Raw genomic sequence first — 15006 nt, forward strand, 5'->3', positions numbered from 1 at the left:
TCCTAATCGTTCCGCCCAGGTTAATTCCGTAGGATTTACCTGCATTTTTACATCAGGAATGGCTAGAACATACATGTAGTGCTTATTTACCTGCACTTTGGCATTTCAATGACAAATCAATAAAAGAAAAACAAACAAGGCTGCCCTTAGGGCAGCCCTGCCGTGTTATCAGAATCTTATCTTATTTCAATCCTTTTTGCGTCAGGAACGCATCCCACTGCTTCGCAACCTCTTGGTCTACCTTCTCAGCACCGGATGCTTTCAGCTTGGATACGTACTCGGGAAGTACTTTGTTTGGATCAACCGCACCAGTCTCGAGCGCTGTTTCATATTCGTTTTTCACGGCGTTGATATTGGCGATTTCCGCTTTTACACTTTCTTCATTCACAGTAAATCCGCTGCTCGCAAGTACAACGGCATTATCGTTTAATTCAATCGTTTTTTGCCAAGTGTCCGCTGCTTGCCCTGGTTTCAGATACGCATTAAATTGGTTGCCGAATACCCAGTCTCCGTTAGGAGTATAGCCGGAGCCTTCAATTGGTTCAATAAAGGTATCGTCGACTTTCTTGTAGTGCGTGCCTTCGATTCCGTTACAAATCAAATTGTATAAATATTTATCGGTATTCAGAAGATTAATAAGCATCAGAGCACGTTCAGGGTTCTTTGAGCTTTTATTAACAACATGCATAGCGCTTGCAATACCTGTGAAATAGCTGTCGGAGATCGGAACGTATACGACATCATTGCCGCCGTTGATCGCTTTTTCGCCAATCTCGCCACCTGGTTTAGAAGTGAACTCGATGGATACGGCAACATTTCCTTTTGCTTTCAGATCATTAATGTTCTGCAGGACAGGAGCATCCTGATTGATATAACCATTCTCGTACCATTCATGAAGCTTTTGGAAATAAGGAAGGCGATCATTCGCTGTGTTCAGGAATGTAGATAACGTATAGGCTGGATCATCCTTCATATAGAACACAGGAGAGCCGTCTGTACCAACTGCTTTTGGATCAATGTACATGCCACGGGAGTTTTGAGCCAATCCGAGTGGAACTACATCTGGTTCGTTCTCTTTCAAAGTTTTAAGGAAAGGCTCGATGTCACTGTAGCTATGAATAGTGGAGACGTCCAGGCTGTATTTATCGATAAAGCGTTTTTGGATAATCAAGCTTTTCTGCTTAGCAGCTACTTGGTAGATTGGGAAGCCGTATACTTTGCCGTCTGCAGCAAGCATATCAGGCCAGAATTTATCTGGAATATTCGCGCGAGCCTCCGGCGCATATTTGGCGATCATGTCATCGGTCAGCTCAAGATAAGCACCGCGGTCAATGTATGGCTGATAGTTGCCGAGCCAGCCTTTGGAGCTCCATGCAATATCGAAATTCTCGTTAGCAGCGAGCATGGCATTTAGCTTCGGCTCGTATTCATCAAATGTGAGCGGTTTCAGTTCAACGGTCGCATTGATTTTTTCCTGCAAATATTTATTGATCTCTTCATTGACCAGCTTCTGGTCTGGACCTGGGTCGGCTGCAACGGGATAGATGAACGTAAGCTTAACGGGATCCAAAGCCGGTTCGGTCGATTCAGCAGGCGCATCGCTGGCAGCAGTAGTAGGTTCTGTAGTAGGTGCAGGCGTTGCATTATTGTTCCCGTTGTTATTGCTGGAGCAAGCAGCGAGAATGACAAACAATAAGGTGACAGACAGAAGTTTGGCGATCAATCGATTCTTTTTGTTGTTGTTCACCATGAACCCTCCAATTATAGTTCCTAATTTAGTATTACTACACTTCTTGAAGCAAACCTGCTAAAGCCAAGCAAAACAAGCAAAATGTCCAGACCACCTCCTAAAAAGAATGATGACATCACTCAATTAGTTATCCCTTGAGGGAGCCCACCGTTAACCCCTTTACAAAGTACTTCTGGAAGAAAGGGAAGATGAACAGCATCGGTCCGCTCGCAACAATCGCCATGGCCATCCGGACGGTCAAGGTTGGGAACTGTGCAAATTTGAGCTTATCTGCCACTTCAGCCATCGGCGAATTTGCAAGAAACTCGGCCTGCGATAAGATCCGTACTAGCAGCAGCTGAAGCGGAACGTATTTATCGTTGTCGATAAAGAGCAGCGCGTAGAACCATTCGTTCCAGTAGCCAAAGGCGATGAACAGGCCAAGAGTTGCAAGAGCAGGTGTGGAGAGCGGTAATATGATTTGGAAAAAGATTCGATACTCCTTCGCGCCATCTACCTTCGCCGATTCGATAATTTCCTTAGATATTTTATCGAGGAAGCCTTTCATAATCATGATGTTGAACGGACTCATCACGGTAGGAATGATGAGAGCGGCGAGTGAATTTTTCAAATGCAGGTACTGAGTCATCAGAATGTAGAACGGGATTAACCCCCCGTTGAACAGCATTGTGAAGAAGACATAAAACGTCAGCGGCCGCTGATAGCGGAAATCACTCCGGGAAATCGGGTAAGCAATTAATGCAGTCATGAAGAGCGACAACAAGGTGCCAACAATGGTGATCGTAATTGTCACTCCGTAGCCCCGCAGCAGGGATTCGGGCTTCTCGAATACAATGCGGTAAGCCTCCAGGCTCCATTCTTTAGGGATAAACTGATAGCCGAAATCGTGAAGGCTGTTCTCCGAAGTGAGCGAGATGGCGACCACAAGAACAAAGGGCATAGCGATCAGGAAACAGACGATAATGAAATACAGATTAATGATAGAATCAGCGAATTTAAGCTTCATGGGCAGATGGCCTCCTCAGTCAGAAAAGCGCATTGTCTTTGTCAATGCGGCGTACAATCAAGTTGGCAGATACGACGGTTATAAGTCCTACTACAGATTGCAGGAACCCAACGGCAGCAGCGGAGTTAATATCTCCAAGCTTCGTCAAGGCACGGTAGACGTAGGTGTCGATAATATCAGTGGTCGGGAAGTTTGGCCCAACGTTATTCGGAACGAAGTAATGCAGCCCGAAGTCCCCTCTGAAAATATTGCCGAGACCAAGAATAAACAAGATGATGATAAGCGGCTTCAGAAGCGGGAGTGTTATACGGGTCATCATCTGTACACGGGAAGCACCGTCCAGCCTTGCAGCTTCATAATAATCGGTGCTGATCCCCGTAATGCCGGCATAATAGACAAGAGTGGAGAAGCCGACGCCTTTCCAAAGCGCAACAAGCGGCAGGATGAACAACCATGGTGTTGTTTCCAAATACCAGTTATGCGTCTTTAGACCAAAGAAAGTAAGAACCGTATTCAGATATCCGTTCTGGAAGTCCAGAAAGGCGCTGCCGATATAGCCGACCAGTACCATGGAGATGAAGTAGGGAAGGAACAAGGTAGTCTGGTACACTTTTACCAGCTTTCCGCTAAGCTCATTGAGCAGCAGGGCCAGCAAGAGAGAGACGGCCATCGTGAGTAGAATATAAGTAAAGTTGTAGAGAAGCGTGTTGCGAATAATTCGGAAAGCATCCTGCGCCTTGAATAGAAACTCGAAGTTTTGAAGACCAACCCATTTGCTGCCGAATATCCCCTGATCATATCGGAAATATTTGAAGGCCAGGATTAACCCGACCATGGGCATGTAAGCAATAACTAATTTGAATAAGATGCCGGGCAGAGCAAGCAAGAGCAGCTCGCGGTTTCGGCGGATATGCCAGAACTCCTTGGCAAGCCAGTTTTTTTGTTTGGGCTTCTTAAGGCTAGTAGGCGTTTCCGGACCGCTGGGAACACCGGCAGACGGGACGTTGGACAAGTGCATCTCCTCCATTCTTTGCTGAGTCCAGCATGCCATGACCGTGATTGTAAGAGATAGAGTTCAATCATTGAAAAGCTGTAGAAGTGAGGTGTACTTATTGCGAATTACTGTTTATTACAGGTTTGCGGCATACAAAAACCGCCTGCTTCCTTGGTAGGATAGCAGGCGGTTTGGCCTAAGATATCGATTTCTTGATCCGGAATTCCTTTGGCGTGCTGCCGAACTTGCTTTTGAATAAGCGGAAAAAGTAGCTTTGATTGCCGTAGCCAACCTTCTCCATGATCTCCATGATTGTACTGTCCTCCTTAAGCAGCAGGTCTTGCGCTCTGCTCAAGCGAACATCATTCAGATATTCGGTAATCGTTAATCCGCAGCTGTCTTTGAACAGCTTACCAACATAAGCGGAGCTTAATTTGACCGTTGCGGCAATGGACTGCTGATTGAGATTGTAGTCGGCGTATTTTTGCCAGATAAGCTCTTTGACGGTCTCGATAATCATCTCATTACGCTCCATACTGGAGGGTTTTGCTTCTTCACAGATGGCTGTGCAAAGAGATAAGAAAGCCATATGCAGCTCGTCGAGTGTGTAGTAGTCCTGTGGCAGGAGCGGGATACGCTCGACATCCATCGAAAGGTGGGTGATCCGGTTGCTCGTAATATCGGCCGCTGCATTTTTGATAATCCACGCCATATCCGATATCGCCCTTCTCATATCCTCAAGCTGCAGCTTTGCTAGAATGTCGAATGCCCGCTCAAGCTCACTTCCAGCATCGGTTAGCTTCCCTTTCCTGATGGCTTCCGATAACTTCTTCTCAACATCATCAGGCAGAGATTTCTGCTTGTTATCCAGATTTGTACGTATATTCTGGGCTTCTATAGTGGCTTGATAACCCATCAGTATACTGTATTGGCTAAGCTGGTAGGACTGATAATAGCTGGAAGACAGCTGGTTAAGCTGCCCCGTGCTGTCGCTGATGCCGCATGTAAGAGAGAGGGAATAGTAGCGGTCGAGAACTTGCTGAACGTCTGCTATTAAAGGCTTAATGACCGCTATATCAAGTGGCATGCCGGATAGGATAAAAGTAAAATGATCCTGCTGCATGTCGATGATCTCACAGCCGAAAGTCTGGGACATGATTTCTTTTGTAATATTCGTAATGGCAAAGCTGTGCAGCTTCTTCATCTCTGGAGATGTTCTTCGCTCATACTCATCGTAGCGGTCAAGCCGAAGGGTACACACCATATAAGGACCGCTTGGGGCAAGCTGCAGCTCATGCTTCATAATTAACTGCCGCATATCCATCTCCGAAAGGCTCCTGCTGTCGGTCAGAAATTTACGGATATAATATTTACGTACAATCTGCTCGGAGCTGATCTCCTGCAGCTGTCCGGATAACTGCTCATAAACATCACTCATTGCATCCAGCTCGCTGCGTGATCTGGGGGAAGGCTCCTGAATGTTCCGCATATGCGGCAGGATTCGCTTCATCATCGTTTCAATGGGGCCATAAAGCTTATAGCTCAGCCAGATGGAGATCCCGATGGAAATAAGGATAAAAGCGCCGGTAAGCATCAAATTCCGTGTACGCATATCCGAGACGGCTTGCATTAATTGCTTGTAAGGCTGCATGTAAAGAATGGTCCAGTCACCAATACCACGAAGATAAGTCACCATAACCTTCTGCCCTCCGGCCTTGCCAATAACAAAACCGGATTCGCTTGGTTCCCCTGCGTTATCATTACGAATCAATCGCCCGATATCCTCCTGATTGAAAGTCTGGGAGGAATCACCGCTTTCGAACAATTGGCCGCTGGATGTCTGAATCAGAATGTCCCCGGTATTCCCATTACCGGTACCATTCAGCTTGCTAAGACTCTCGAATACCCAGTCAGGCTTGATGAATAAAATAATCGCCGATTGATCCGGGGTAAAAGGCCGATACGTATCTGTCACGATAAAAGCAAAGGCGTCAATGCCATTGGAGTTACTAAAGCTGAACGGGATGAGTCTGGATGCGGGCAAGCTGTCATTGGTATGCAGCAGCCATTGAAGAATGCTGCTTTTCGTCGTACCGCCATCTACAAGAAAGTCGCTGGAGGATCCATAAAGCTCTCCTGATGTCGCATTATAAACAGACATCATGTGCAGGAAAGAAGAGCTTTCGAGCATATTGTACATCTGCTGATAGCCGCGAATATAATCCATTTTGGGAAGACTGCTGCTAAACATGAGAGGGATCAAGGCATTATCCCGATAGGCGAAAGAGGATAGATGCACAATAATTTCATTCATATAAGAAAGGTTGTATTGCGTCTGAGTAAGGACCTTTAAGTTCGCTTCCTCTTGGACATTCTTAACCGACCTCTCCAGCAAGTAGGTGTTAACGGCGGATAAGCCCGTGAGGATAAGAGCCATGGTCAGCATGATTGAGAATAATACACGTTTAAAATATTTCTTGGATGTAAAGTAGCCGTATGCCTTCATGAGCATCCTACTCCTTTATCAAGCATGAGGTCTATATTATAGTTGTAAACGCTATCAATTTCTTATGCAAGGGTTATTTTAGCTAAAATCACCTTATAAACTGCAGATACCGGGATCGTACGCTTTTTAGCATATTGTGCAGTTTACAGCCTTTCCGTACATATGGCAGTGTGGAGCTAAACGATGATCATAAGGCGGTGCAGGAATGCAGGGAATACAAGTACTCTATGTTAGTCCGTCAGCAGGTATGAACGGTAATGGCAGTAAGGAACAGCCTTTCCGAAGTATACGCGAAGCGCAAATGGCCGTTAGAACGATGATCGCAAGCGGCGTGACAGGAGGGATAACCGTCATTGTCGGAGGGGGTACCTATACCCTTAATGAACCACTTCGCTTCGGCTGTGAGGATTCGGATGCAAAGAACTGTCCTGTTATCTACCGCAATGCAGAAGGCGAAACACCTGTACTGGTCGGCGGGATGTTCTTGACGGAGTGGGAGCCTTACAGGGATGGCATATGGACGGCGCATGTTCCGCAGGGAGTAAGATTCCAAACCTTGTATGTAGATGGGGAGCGTGTCGCGAAAGCCAGAATGCCGGCAACCGGCTATTATCATTCGCTTTCCATTGATGGTGATGGACGGGAAGGTATTGGTTATCGAGAGGGTGAGTTTCCGAAAGGGCTAGCTGCAGAGGGGATTCAAGCCTATATTTGGCCGGGCAGCGGGGAAGCGAATTGGTTTGCCGAGACGATTCCGGTTGCTGTTATTGATGATGTTGAACATAAAATTATGTTTAAGAGACCAAGCTGCTGGGGAATTGGAGAAGGCTCACGTTATTATTTGCAAGGATCGCTTACGTTCCTGCGGGAATCTGGTCAGTTTCATCTGGATGAAAAGACTGGTGTACTCTACTATCGTCCGCGAAGCGGGACTCCACTTGACCAACGCGTGGTGGCGCCTTTAATGACCAGGCTGCTAGATATTCAAGGGGATAGTGAGGAGCAAGGAGTATCGGGGCTGACCATTACAGGATTAACGCTTAAATGCAGTGATTTCTATGAAGATTTCCGGATGATGAGAGAAGAACCAGGTATGGATAACGCCGAACCGGATGAGAATCGGAACGGTATTGTCTATATGCGTATTGTTCGCAGCATTGAGCTCTCGCATTGTGTCATTCGGGAGTCGGGTACTTGCGGCATTTACTTGGATCGTTGTGCAGAAGAGGTTAGGTTAGTTGGCAATCGAATTGAGCGAGTTGGCCATACTGGGATTTACGCCTCGGGTTACGCTCCTGGTGAAGGGGATTTTCAGGACTCTATAGCTCCCAATCAAAATAAAGGTCATCTCATTACGGATAATGTGATTACCTGTGGGGGAGAGCTCGTTGGCCATGGCAGCGGAATCGTCCTTTACCAAAGTGGAGATTGTGATATCGCCCATAATCAGATATCGAATATGCCTCGGTACGGCATTTCGATGAAAGGACTACGTTATCAGGTGATGCCCGCCAAGCTGTGGGAGACTCCGGTTACGTGGGAGAACCATGCTTCCTTTCTTTTTACCCGCAATAACCGTATTCGGCATAATGATCTATCCAACGTTATGACGGACAGTCAGGATGGCGGGATGATCGAATCCTGGGGAATCGGCCGAGGTAATCAGATTCACGGGAACCATCTGCATCACAGCGGTATTCATTTCTCCTTTGGCTTTGGCATTTACCTTGATGACGCCTCCAATGATGTAGAGGTTACTCACAATGTACTTGATCATTTGTACCAGACGGGGGAAGGCAAGCTGTGGATGGCGATTTTCTCGAAAGGGATCGGGAACCGAATTATCAACAATTTAATCACAAATAATGAATCGGAATGTGCCATTGGCACGCAAGAGATGGTTGGCGAGAGCAACCGGGATATTATAATTGAGTCAAATATCGTATCCAACTCAGGAAATATGTACTGCCATGTCAATTGGAGCGAGGAGCGACTGGCATTTGCCGATCGTAATTTGTATTGGCGCGGCGGCGAAGCACCAATCGTATCAGGTGAACTGCCTGCACCATCAATTGGAGTAAGCAAAGTCTGGGGTAAGTTGTATGCCTGGGAGTCATGGCGGGAACTGCAGGATGGGAAGTTTGATGCACAGACGATACTTGCACCTATAGGTTTCGTGGATGAGGCGAATGGTGATTATCGATTAGTGGCGGAGTCACCAGCTTACACGCTTGGGTGGAAGGATATTGATTTTTCGAAGTTTGGTCCACGGATGAAACCTGATGCCGAATAGCAAGGTATTAGTCTAGAACACTAATCTGGCTAAGGGGTTGAAAGTCTGGAGAAGATTATCCCGATTTTACCGTGTCCATCGCTCAAAGAACAGACAGCATTTTATGAGATTCTAGGATTTCAAATCGAAAAGCTGTACACTCGCCCTAATCCGTATGCCGTTCTGAAGTATGGTTCAATTGAATTACATTTCTATGGCAGCAAAAAAACATTGCCTAATGAGAACCCGAATATGTGCTATATCATGGTTGAGGATGTCGATCAAATCTATGAGCGTTTTACCTCATCTTTGAAAGAAAAGACAGGTAAAATCTCACGCAGTGGAATACCTCGCATTTCCAAGCTGAAGGATTTGGCTGAAGATAGGCGGTTTATACTGACGGATGTTGGGGGAAATACGTTTTTTGTAGGTACACCTAATACGAAGCTATCTATCGATAACGTGTTTTTTAGAACCATTGATAGTCCGGAGCATGCAAACCATTTCGAGCTTCTGTATGATTTGATGTACTCGAAGGAAGACAGCCATTCGGCCTCGCTGATGTGGACTAAGTTCTTCCCGGAGGATACGAGCAAGCTTATTGCCAGTGATCTGGATATAGCGAAAATCCTGTTGGTCGCCCTCGATATAGGCTTGCACGAGCAGCAAGCCGTCAATCAAGAGATGGATGATAAGCTTAAAGCTCTGTTACAACAATATGGGCAAGAGGAATCAGACTGGGCTAGGATTGCTCAGAAGTATAATGACATAATGAATGTAGAATGAGTTTCAGCTTGGAATTCAGTGATTAAATAAAGTACAAGAACAGATGTATATTTAAGAGCCGCATAACAGCGGCTTTTTATTTTATGTTGTCAATGTTTCTACTATCAAGTAGAAGAATGAGGGGTTGCCTGTTGTGCTGACTCGCTGGATAATGGAAATAAATTGAAGAGACAAGAAGGAGGTCGAGATCTTGATGGGACACAAACTTAAGGGACGTGTGGCGATCGTTACTGGTGCAAGTCGTAAACGTGGTATAGGAACTGCCATTTGTAGAGCGTTGGCCTTAGAAGGGGCTGATATTCTTTTTACACATTGGGGCTCTTTCGACAAAACTCAAATATATGGTGAAGATAGCGGCTGGGAGAATCAACTAAGTAAAGAGCTGGAAGAATTAGGTGTAAGAGTTGCTCATTTGGAAGTTGACTTGGCGGATCCTCTTGCTGCGAATGAGATTCTTGATTATGCAGAGAAAACGTTAGGAACTCCTAGTATTCTCGTAAATAATGCGACTTACTGGGCAGAGTCAAATTACCTGACATTAGACGCTGAAGTATTTGACCGCCATTATGCTGTAAATATAAGAGGTACGAGCTTACTATCAACAACATTTGCCCAGAGGTTTGAACAAGCACATGCAGGTTCAATACCAGGACGAATCATATTTATGGTATCGAAAGGTAACGATGCCAATAATCTTGCTTATTTAGCTACAAAAGGTGCACAAACCGCATTAATCGAGCCGCTTTCGGTTGGCCTCGCACCGCTTGGGATTACCGTTAATGCAGTTGACCCTGGTCCAACGGACAGTGGTTGGATGGATGAAGATGTAAAGTCCTATTTACTGCCCATGTTCCCAATGGGGAGAATTGGACAGCCCGAAGATGCTGCAAGATTAATTACCTTTTTAGTGAGTGATGAAGCAGGATGGGTTACGGGACAGCGAATAGTTTCAGAGGGCGGCTTTATAAATAAGTAGTCTGTAGAGGCAACTGATTAAAAAGATTGGCTGCCTTTTGGCAGTAGAAAGTGATTGGTGGATTATTGTCGACTCTCTGTTGGAATTGGATTGAAATAGAAATTCTTTGGGTTGAGGAATCCCAAAGAGGATTAGGATATGGGTCATATTTGTTACATCAAATTGAGCGCATTGCAAAAGAAAAAGATTGCACGTTTATTAAGCCTAATACCTTTAGCTTCCAAGCCCCGAACTTTTATATAAAGAATGGTTATGAAGAAGCAGCCGTGTTTAAAGATGCCCCACTCGGGAGTAACCATTATTACTTTAAGAAAGCTATCTTCTAAACCTTATTTGGAGTTAGTGAAAGACGTGAGCGAGGTAACATTAAAATGGTAAAAAAATTATTAGCTTCTTGTTGTATCGCTTTGTTTATTATTGCAGCTATTTATGGCGTTTACGAAATGCAAAAACCGCTGCTTACGGAACAAGAAGCTCTAGCGAAAGCGAGATTGTATCTCGATTCAGTTAATCATCACTTGGACTTAACTTACAGAACCGATAGTATACCTACATATATTATTCTAGACAATGATACGTTTTGGAATAAAGCAACAGGGAATACAGTATGGGATATCTACCTTGACGATATTCTCATTACCATTGATGCCGATACAGGGAAGTTTAATAGAATGATTTTTCCCATGGATGGAGTAATTACAAGAGGTGAGCATCCCGACTGGTTCTAGGGTGAAATTTTACATATACCTTCTGAGCCATAATCGTACTCATCGCATGCTGATGAGGGATGCCGCTGGAGTTGCAGTCGAACACGATCTCGGCGCTGTCCTTGATCAGCCAGTCATGGTAATAGGTGAGCAGCTCGCCCGAATGCCATTTGTAGGCATGTGGTTCTTTTTCCGGTGGTGGCGCAATAAATGGCTTGTTCACGAATACGTTCAGAGCGTGGATTCCGCCTGGATTCGTAAATTGTTTATAGTTTGCGAAAATCTCCTGGCGGAACTCCGGCTTTATATAATGAAGCACACCGCTGGAGTACACAATGTCGTAGTGCGAGTCTAGCCTGAAATCCAACACATCCGCTTTGGTAACATCCACATGGACACCGGCCCTGTCAGCAAGTCGTTTCGTCTTCTCAATCCCGGCGTCCGACACATCAATCCCTGTAACCTCGTACCCATTCCGTGCAAAAAATACAGCGTCTCTGCCTTCACCACAGCCGATATCCAGCAGCTTAAGTCGTCTAGTTGGCGGCAATTGCTGCAGCACCTCATAGACACCACTGTTTGGCTCAGTTCCCCAGTAATAATTCTCTGTTTTATATTCCTCTTCGTAGATCGTAATGGGCTGATCCTGCGACACATACCCAAGCAGCTTGTCGACGCTTACTTGAAGGGTACGGCATAATTCAGGCAGCAGCGAAAGGTCGGGCATCGTCTGTGCAGTTTCCCATTTAGATACAGCTTGAAAAGAAATGCCAAGCCTTGTTGCGAGTTCCTCTTGCGTCAGACCCCGTTCTTTGCGATAAATGCTGATGTTACGCGCTAATTTCTCTTTCATAAGCCGCTCACACTCCTTTGTTATTACTCATTCTATTGAAGTTGTTTGGCACGAACAATAACTTCCTAATTGATTTTTCAGGAGACTCAACTTGTGGTTGAGTTTGGTTTTATGCCCCTGCAAAAGCTTAATGATGTAAATTCGTTTATCTTGCACGAACATTGTATACTTATAGTAGCTTTATGATTAGGAGGAGATCAGTCATCATGTTTACACGAACAGATCATATTGGAACTATTCAGTCAGATATAGAAGTCTTTCAGGCAAGGGAAGAAGATACAGCGGCTGTCCTGCAGCTTCTTGTTAATACAGCGGAATGGCTGAAAAGCAAAGGCTCTACGCAATGGAGTGGTCTTCTGCAAGGAGAAGACTCCCATCAGACGCCGGAAGCGATTAAGCGCGGCGAAGTGTACATTTTTGTCCAGAATGATACCTTAATGGGTATGGTTATGCTGATGCAGCAGGCAAGCCCATGGGACAAGGAACTATGGGGTGAAGAAGGGCATGAGAACGCCGTCTATCTGCACAGGCTGAATACTAACCGAGCGGCAGCGGGCAAAAATCTCGGTGAAGAGATCGTTCGCTGGGCGAGCTCAGGCATTCATTTCCCGGGGAAAGACCGCATCCGACTCGATTGTATTGCCAATAATCCGAAGCTGAACGACTTCTATAAGAACAGCTGCGGCTATGCGTTTAAAGGAACGGCAGTAAATCCGATTGGTGAATTTAATCTTTATGAGAAGCCGGTAACGATTAGCTAATCTAATTGTTGTAATTCCGATCGTTTTACTATACAATCTTCTCAATTACTCAAAATGATTTGTACGTTTAAGGAGGATCCAAGATGATACAACCGATTCAACCGGCAGAAATACAAAGACGTCTGGACAGCTTGAAAGATCAGGATGTGTATATTCATCTTGAGATGACGACAGGAGCTTACGCGGCTCATATGGACGCCTCTAAGCATCCGGCAGCTACTTTTATAACCAATGCGGTTATTCAATATTCACATGGTTCGATCTCTGGCAATGGTCCATTCCGTGTAGGACTCAAAATGAATCACGGATGGGTATACTCGGAAGGTCTTACCCATTATGTAGAAAGCGAGCCGGAACGACTTATTCTCGCCGGCCATGATCAGCAGGGCAAGCTGGTTGTATCACTTCAGCTCAGCCGCGAACCATTCTAGACGCAACTAATGCTTCCGAAGTAGCTTTTATACAAAATTCCTGGCTTATATACTGCAATGTGCTGTAAAAAAGCTTTAAGGAGAGATAAATATGGAACAACGTATTCTAGTCGTCCTGCCGCATCCTGATGATGAAGCTTTTGGATTGTCGGGGACGCTTGCACAATTAATAGACCAAGGTGCTTATGTCACTTATGCGTGCTTGACGCTTGGGGAGATGGCCCGGAACATGGGAACTCCGCCGTTCGCAAGCCGGGTGACACTGCCCCAGATTCGCCGGAAGGAGCTTGAAGAATCCTGCGCAGCCATCGGCATACAGGATTTGAGAATGCTTGGCTTCCATGATAAAACGATTGAGTTCGAGGATAAAGTGCTGCTCGATGAACATATAAATGCTCTTATAGAAGAAGTACGTCCGACCCTTGTTGTCACTTTTTATCCGGGTTACAGTGTCCATCCCGACCATGATGCGACCGGCGAAGCTGTTGTTCGCACGGTGGGCAGACTGCCTAAGGCAGAGCGTCCGCCTGTGTATTGCATGGCGTTCTCCCGGAACCATGAACAGGCAATTGGCAAGCCGGATATTTCATTTGATGTCCGTAATTATCTGAAGAATAAGATGGATTCCATCAAAGCGCATCGCTCCCAGTTCCAAGCAGGCGAGATTCTTGGAGACAAGGATCATACGGACACAGAGCTTCTAGAACGGTTCGGAACGGAACGGTTCTGGACGTATAAGTTTGATTAACAGAAAGAGAGGTTGTCCCTTGAATGGGGCAGCCTCTCTTTTGTTTATGTAATTTCCCTAGGAATTTACTTATAACTCAGCTGGCAAACCATGCAGGTACATCGTTCTGCAATCGCTATGCTGTTGAAGGGCATCAATGGTCTTCGGATGAGGCATCACATAGATGATTGGGTAATCCAGTTCCGCATAATGCTCTCGGATAGGAAATGCAAGTTGTTCCTCCCCTAGCGAGAACCGAGCGTCAATTCCCGGTTTATTACCGCGAGCATCTAGTCGGATCCACTTGTCGGCAGACCGCAAATAGACGGCATTTAATGCGTGGATGACGTAGCCGGTTTCTGGTGTATCTCCAAGAGTCAGCCGTTGATAGCAGTAACCTGCCGGAATGCCCTGACTCCGCAAGATTGCGCATAATAGATTCGATTTGGCATAGCAAATGCCTTCTTTATAGGCAAGAACATCAGTGGCCTTGCAGGTAATACGAGTGCTTTTAATGTCCCAAGAATGGGCGATCCGGTCCCTGACAAATTCGAAGGCAGATTGGATAAATGCTGTTTCATCCGTCGACTGACTATGTAACTCCTCCGCTAAAGCCAGAATAGAGGGATGACGGTAATCGATCCATTCAGATTCGGCCAAATAGTCGGCTACTGAAGATGATTCACAACGGAAAGACATACAATGATTCCCCCATTAGATTAATAGATTCTATAATTATGCAACCAAATACATATTTATTCAATAAGTATGTATGTTTTCTATTATTTGGTCAAAATGGTATAGTGAATAATAGAAAGTGAGCTAAGGGAGAGGATCGTATGAGACTAGAAGAGGTTACGTCTTTTATCACCGTATTAGTTCAGCCTTGGCAAGTTGATATATGTAACAAGCTTCGGGACATGGTTCATCAGACGGTGCCAGGTGTCGAGGAGAGAATGCAGTATAAGAAACCGCATTTCTTGAAAAATGGCAAGTATGCCGCGGTCATCTCAACAGCGAAAGAAGCAGTCAGCTTTGTTATTTTTAATACATCAGAAGTGGATTTTCCGGAAGGACAATTCGAAGGTCCGCCCGAACGGAAGACGATTAAATTCAAGTCAGGACAACCGGTTGATTATGACCTGTTGGCATCCTTGCTGAATAAGGCATCGGCAACGCTGTAATCAACTGCTTACACAAAGAGAACCAGCAAGTTACTGAAAGATTTTTTCATTAA

Annotated in this window: 14 protein-coding genes and 1 pseudogene; 9 read left to right on the forward strand and 6 right to left on the reverse strand. The window is 45.4% G+C overall.

The annotated features are described in order from the left end of the window. Positions 1-181 precede the first annotated feature (181 nt). The 4 genes from FHS17_RS13235 to FHS17_RS13250 all read right to left on the reverse strand — a co-directional run bounded on the left by FHS17_RS13235 (position 182) and on the right by FHS17_RS13250 (position 6256). On the reverse strand, positions 182-1750 hold the full coding sequence (locus FHS17_RS13235; RefSeq protein WP_167278853.1) for an ABC transporter substrate-binding protein: 1569 nt from the start codon (positions 1748-1750) through the stop codon (positions 182-184). Between the two features lie 127 nt (positions 1751-1877). Beyond that, the gene (locus FHS17_RS13240) at positions 1878-2756 is read right to left on the reverse strand and encodes a carbohydrate ABC transporter permease (RefSeq protein WP_208420345.1); all 879 of its coding nucleotides are present in this window, start codon (positions 2754-2756) and stop codon (positions 1878-1880) included. Positions 2757-2775: 19 nt separating this feature from the next. Beyond that, entirely contained in the window at positions 2776-3768 is a 993-nt protein-coding gene (locus FHS17_RS13245; RefSeq protein ID WP_167278854.1) for an ABC transporter permease subunit, read from the reverse strand. Between the two features lie 178 nt (positions 3769-3946). Next, entirely contained in the window at positions 3947-6256 is a 2310-nt protein-coding gene (locus FHS17_RS13250; protein ID WP_167278855.1) for a helix-turn-helix domain-containing protein, read from the reverse strand. Positions 6257-6461: 205 nt separating this feature from the next. Here FHS17_RS13250 and FHS17_RS13255 point away from each other — a divergent pair, with 205 nt between their 5' ends. The 5 genes and pseudogenes from FHS17_RS13255 (at position 6462) to FHS17_RS13275 (ending at position 11018) form a co-directional block, all read left to right on the forward strand. Beyond that, the gene (locus FHS17_RS13255) at positions 6462-8549 is read left to right on the forward strand and encodes a right-handed parallel beta-helix repeat-containing protein (protein ID WP_167278856.1); all 2088 of its coding nucleotides are present in this window, start codon (positions 6462-6464) and stop codon (positions 8547-8549) included. 231 nt (positions 8550-8780) lie between these two features. After that, positions 8781-9314, forward strand: coding sequence for a VOC family protein (locus FHS17_RS13260; RefSeq protein WP_167278857.1), 534 nt, complete (start codon positions 8781-8783; stop codon positions 9312-9314). Between the two features lie 193 nt (positions 9315-9507). Beyond that, positions 9508-10290 carry an SDR family oxidoreductase gene (locus FHS17_RS13265; RefSeq protein WP_167278946.1) on the forward strand — a complete coding sequence of 261 codons (783 nt, stop codon included), beginning with the start codon at positions 9508-9510 and terminating at the stop codon, positions 10288-10290. 47 nt (positions 10291-10337) lie between these two features. Continuing rightward, positions 10338-10616, forward strand: a pseudogene (locus tag FHS17_RS13270) (GNAT family N-acetyltransferase); the annotation flags it as partial. Between the two features lie 45 nt (positions 10617-10661). Further along, on the forward strand, positions 10662-11018 hold the full coding sequence (locus tag FHS17_RS13275) for a hypothetical protein (protein ID WP_167278859.1): 357 nt from the start codon (positions 10662-10664) through the stop codon (positions 11016-11018). Here FHS17_RS13275 and FHS17_RS13280 read toward each other — a convergent pair. Beyond that, the gene (locus FHS17_RS13280; RefSeq protein WP_167278860.1) at positions 10987-11850 is read right to left on the reverse strand and encodes a methyltransferase domain-containing protein; all 864 of its coding nucleotides are present in this window, start codon (positions 11848-11850) and stop codon (positions 10987-10989) included. The genes FHS17_RS13275 and FHS17_RS13280 overlap by 32 nt on opposite strands. Positions 11851-12056: 206 nt before the next feature. Between FHS17_RS13280 and FHS17_RS13285 the strand changes: the two genes are divergently transcribed. The 3 genes from FHS17_RS13285 (at position 12057) to bshB2 (ending at position 13790) form a co-directional block, all read left to right on the forward strand. Continuing rightward, positions 12057-12611 (forward strand): GNAT family N-acetyltransferase, encoded by a 555-nt coding sequence (locus tag FHS17_RS13285; protein ID WP_167278861.1) that lies wholly within the window; start codon positions 12057-12059, stop codon positions 12609-12611. An 83-nt stretch (positions 12612-12694) separates the two neighbouring features. Next, complete coding sequence (locus tag FHS17_RS13290) at positions 12695-13042, forward strand: YojF family protein (protein ID WP_208420346.1); 348 nt, start codon at positions 12695-12697, stop codon at positions 13040-13042. Between the two features lie 91 nt (positions 13043-13133). Then, entirely contained in the window at positions 13134-13790 is a 657-nt protein-coding gene (gene bshB2 / locus FHS17_RS13295) for a bacillithiol biosynthesis deacetylase BshB2 (protein ID WP_167278862.1), read from the forward strand. 69 nt (positions 13791-13859) lie between these two features. On the opposite strand, the gene FHS17_RS13300 is transcribed toward bshB2, so the two are convergent. Continuing rightward, positions 13860-14468, reverse strand: coding sequence for a transglutaminase-like domain-containing protein (locus tag FHS17_RS13300; protein ID WP_167278863.1), 609 nt, complete (start codon positions 14466-14468; stop codon positions 13860-13862). 140 nt (positions 14469-14608) lie between these two features. Between FHS17_RS13300 and FHS17_RS13305 the strand changes: the two genes are divergently transcribed. After that, positions 14609-14953 (forward strand): DUF1801 domain-containing protein, encoded by a 345-nt coding sequence (locus FHS17_RS13305; RefSeq protein ID WP_167278864.1) that lies wholly within the window; start codon positions 14609-14611, stop codon positions 14951-14953. Positions 14954-15006: the final 53 nt, after the last annotated feature.

Origin of the sequence: Paenibacillus lupini (assembly GCF_011761355.1) — a bacterium.
GTDB lineage: Bacteria > Bacillota > Bacilli > Paenibacillales > Paenibacillaceae > Pristimantibacillus > Pristimantibacillus lupini.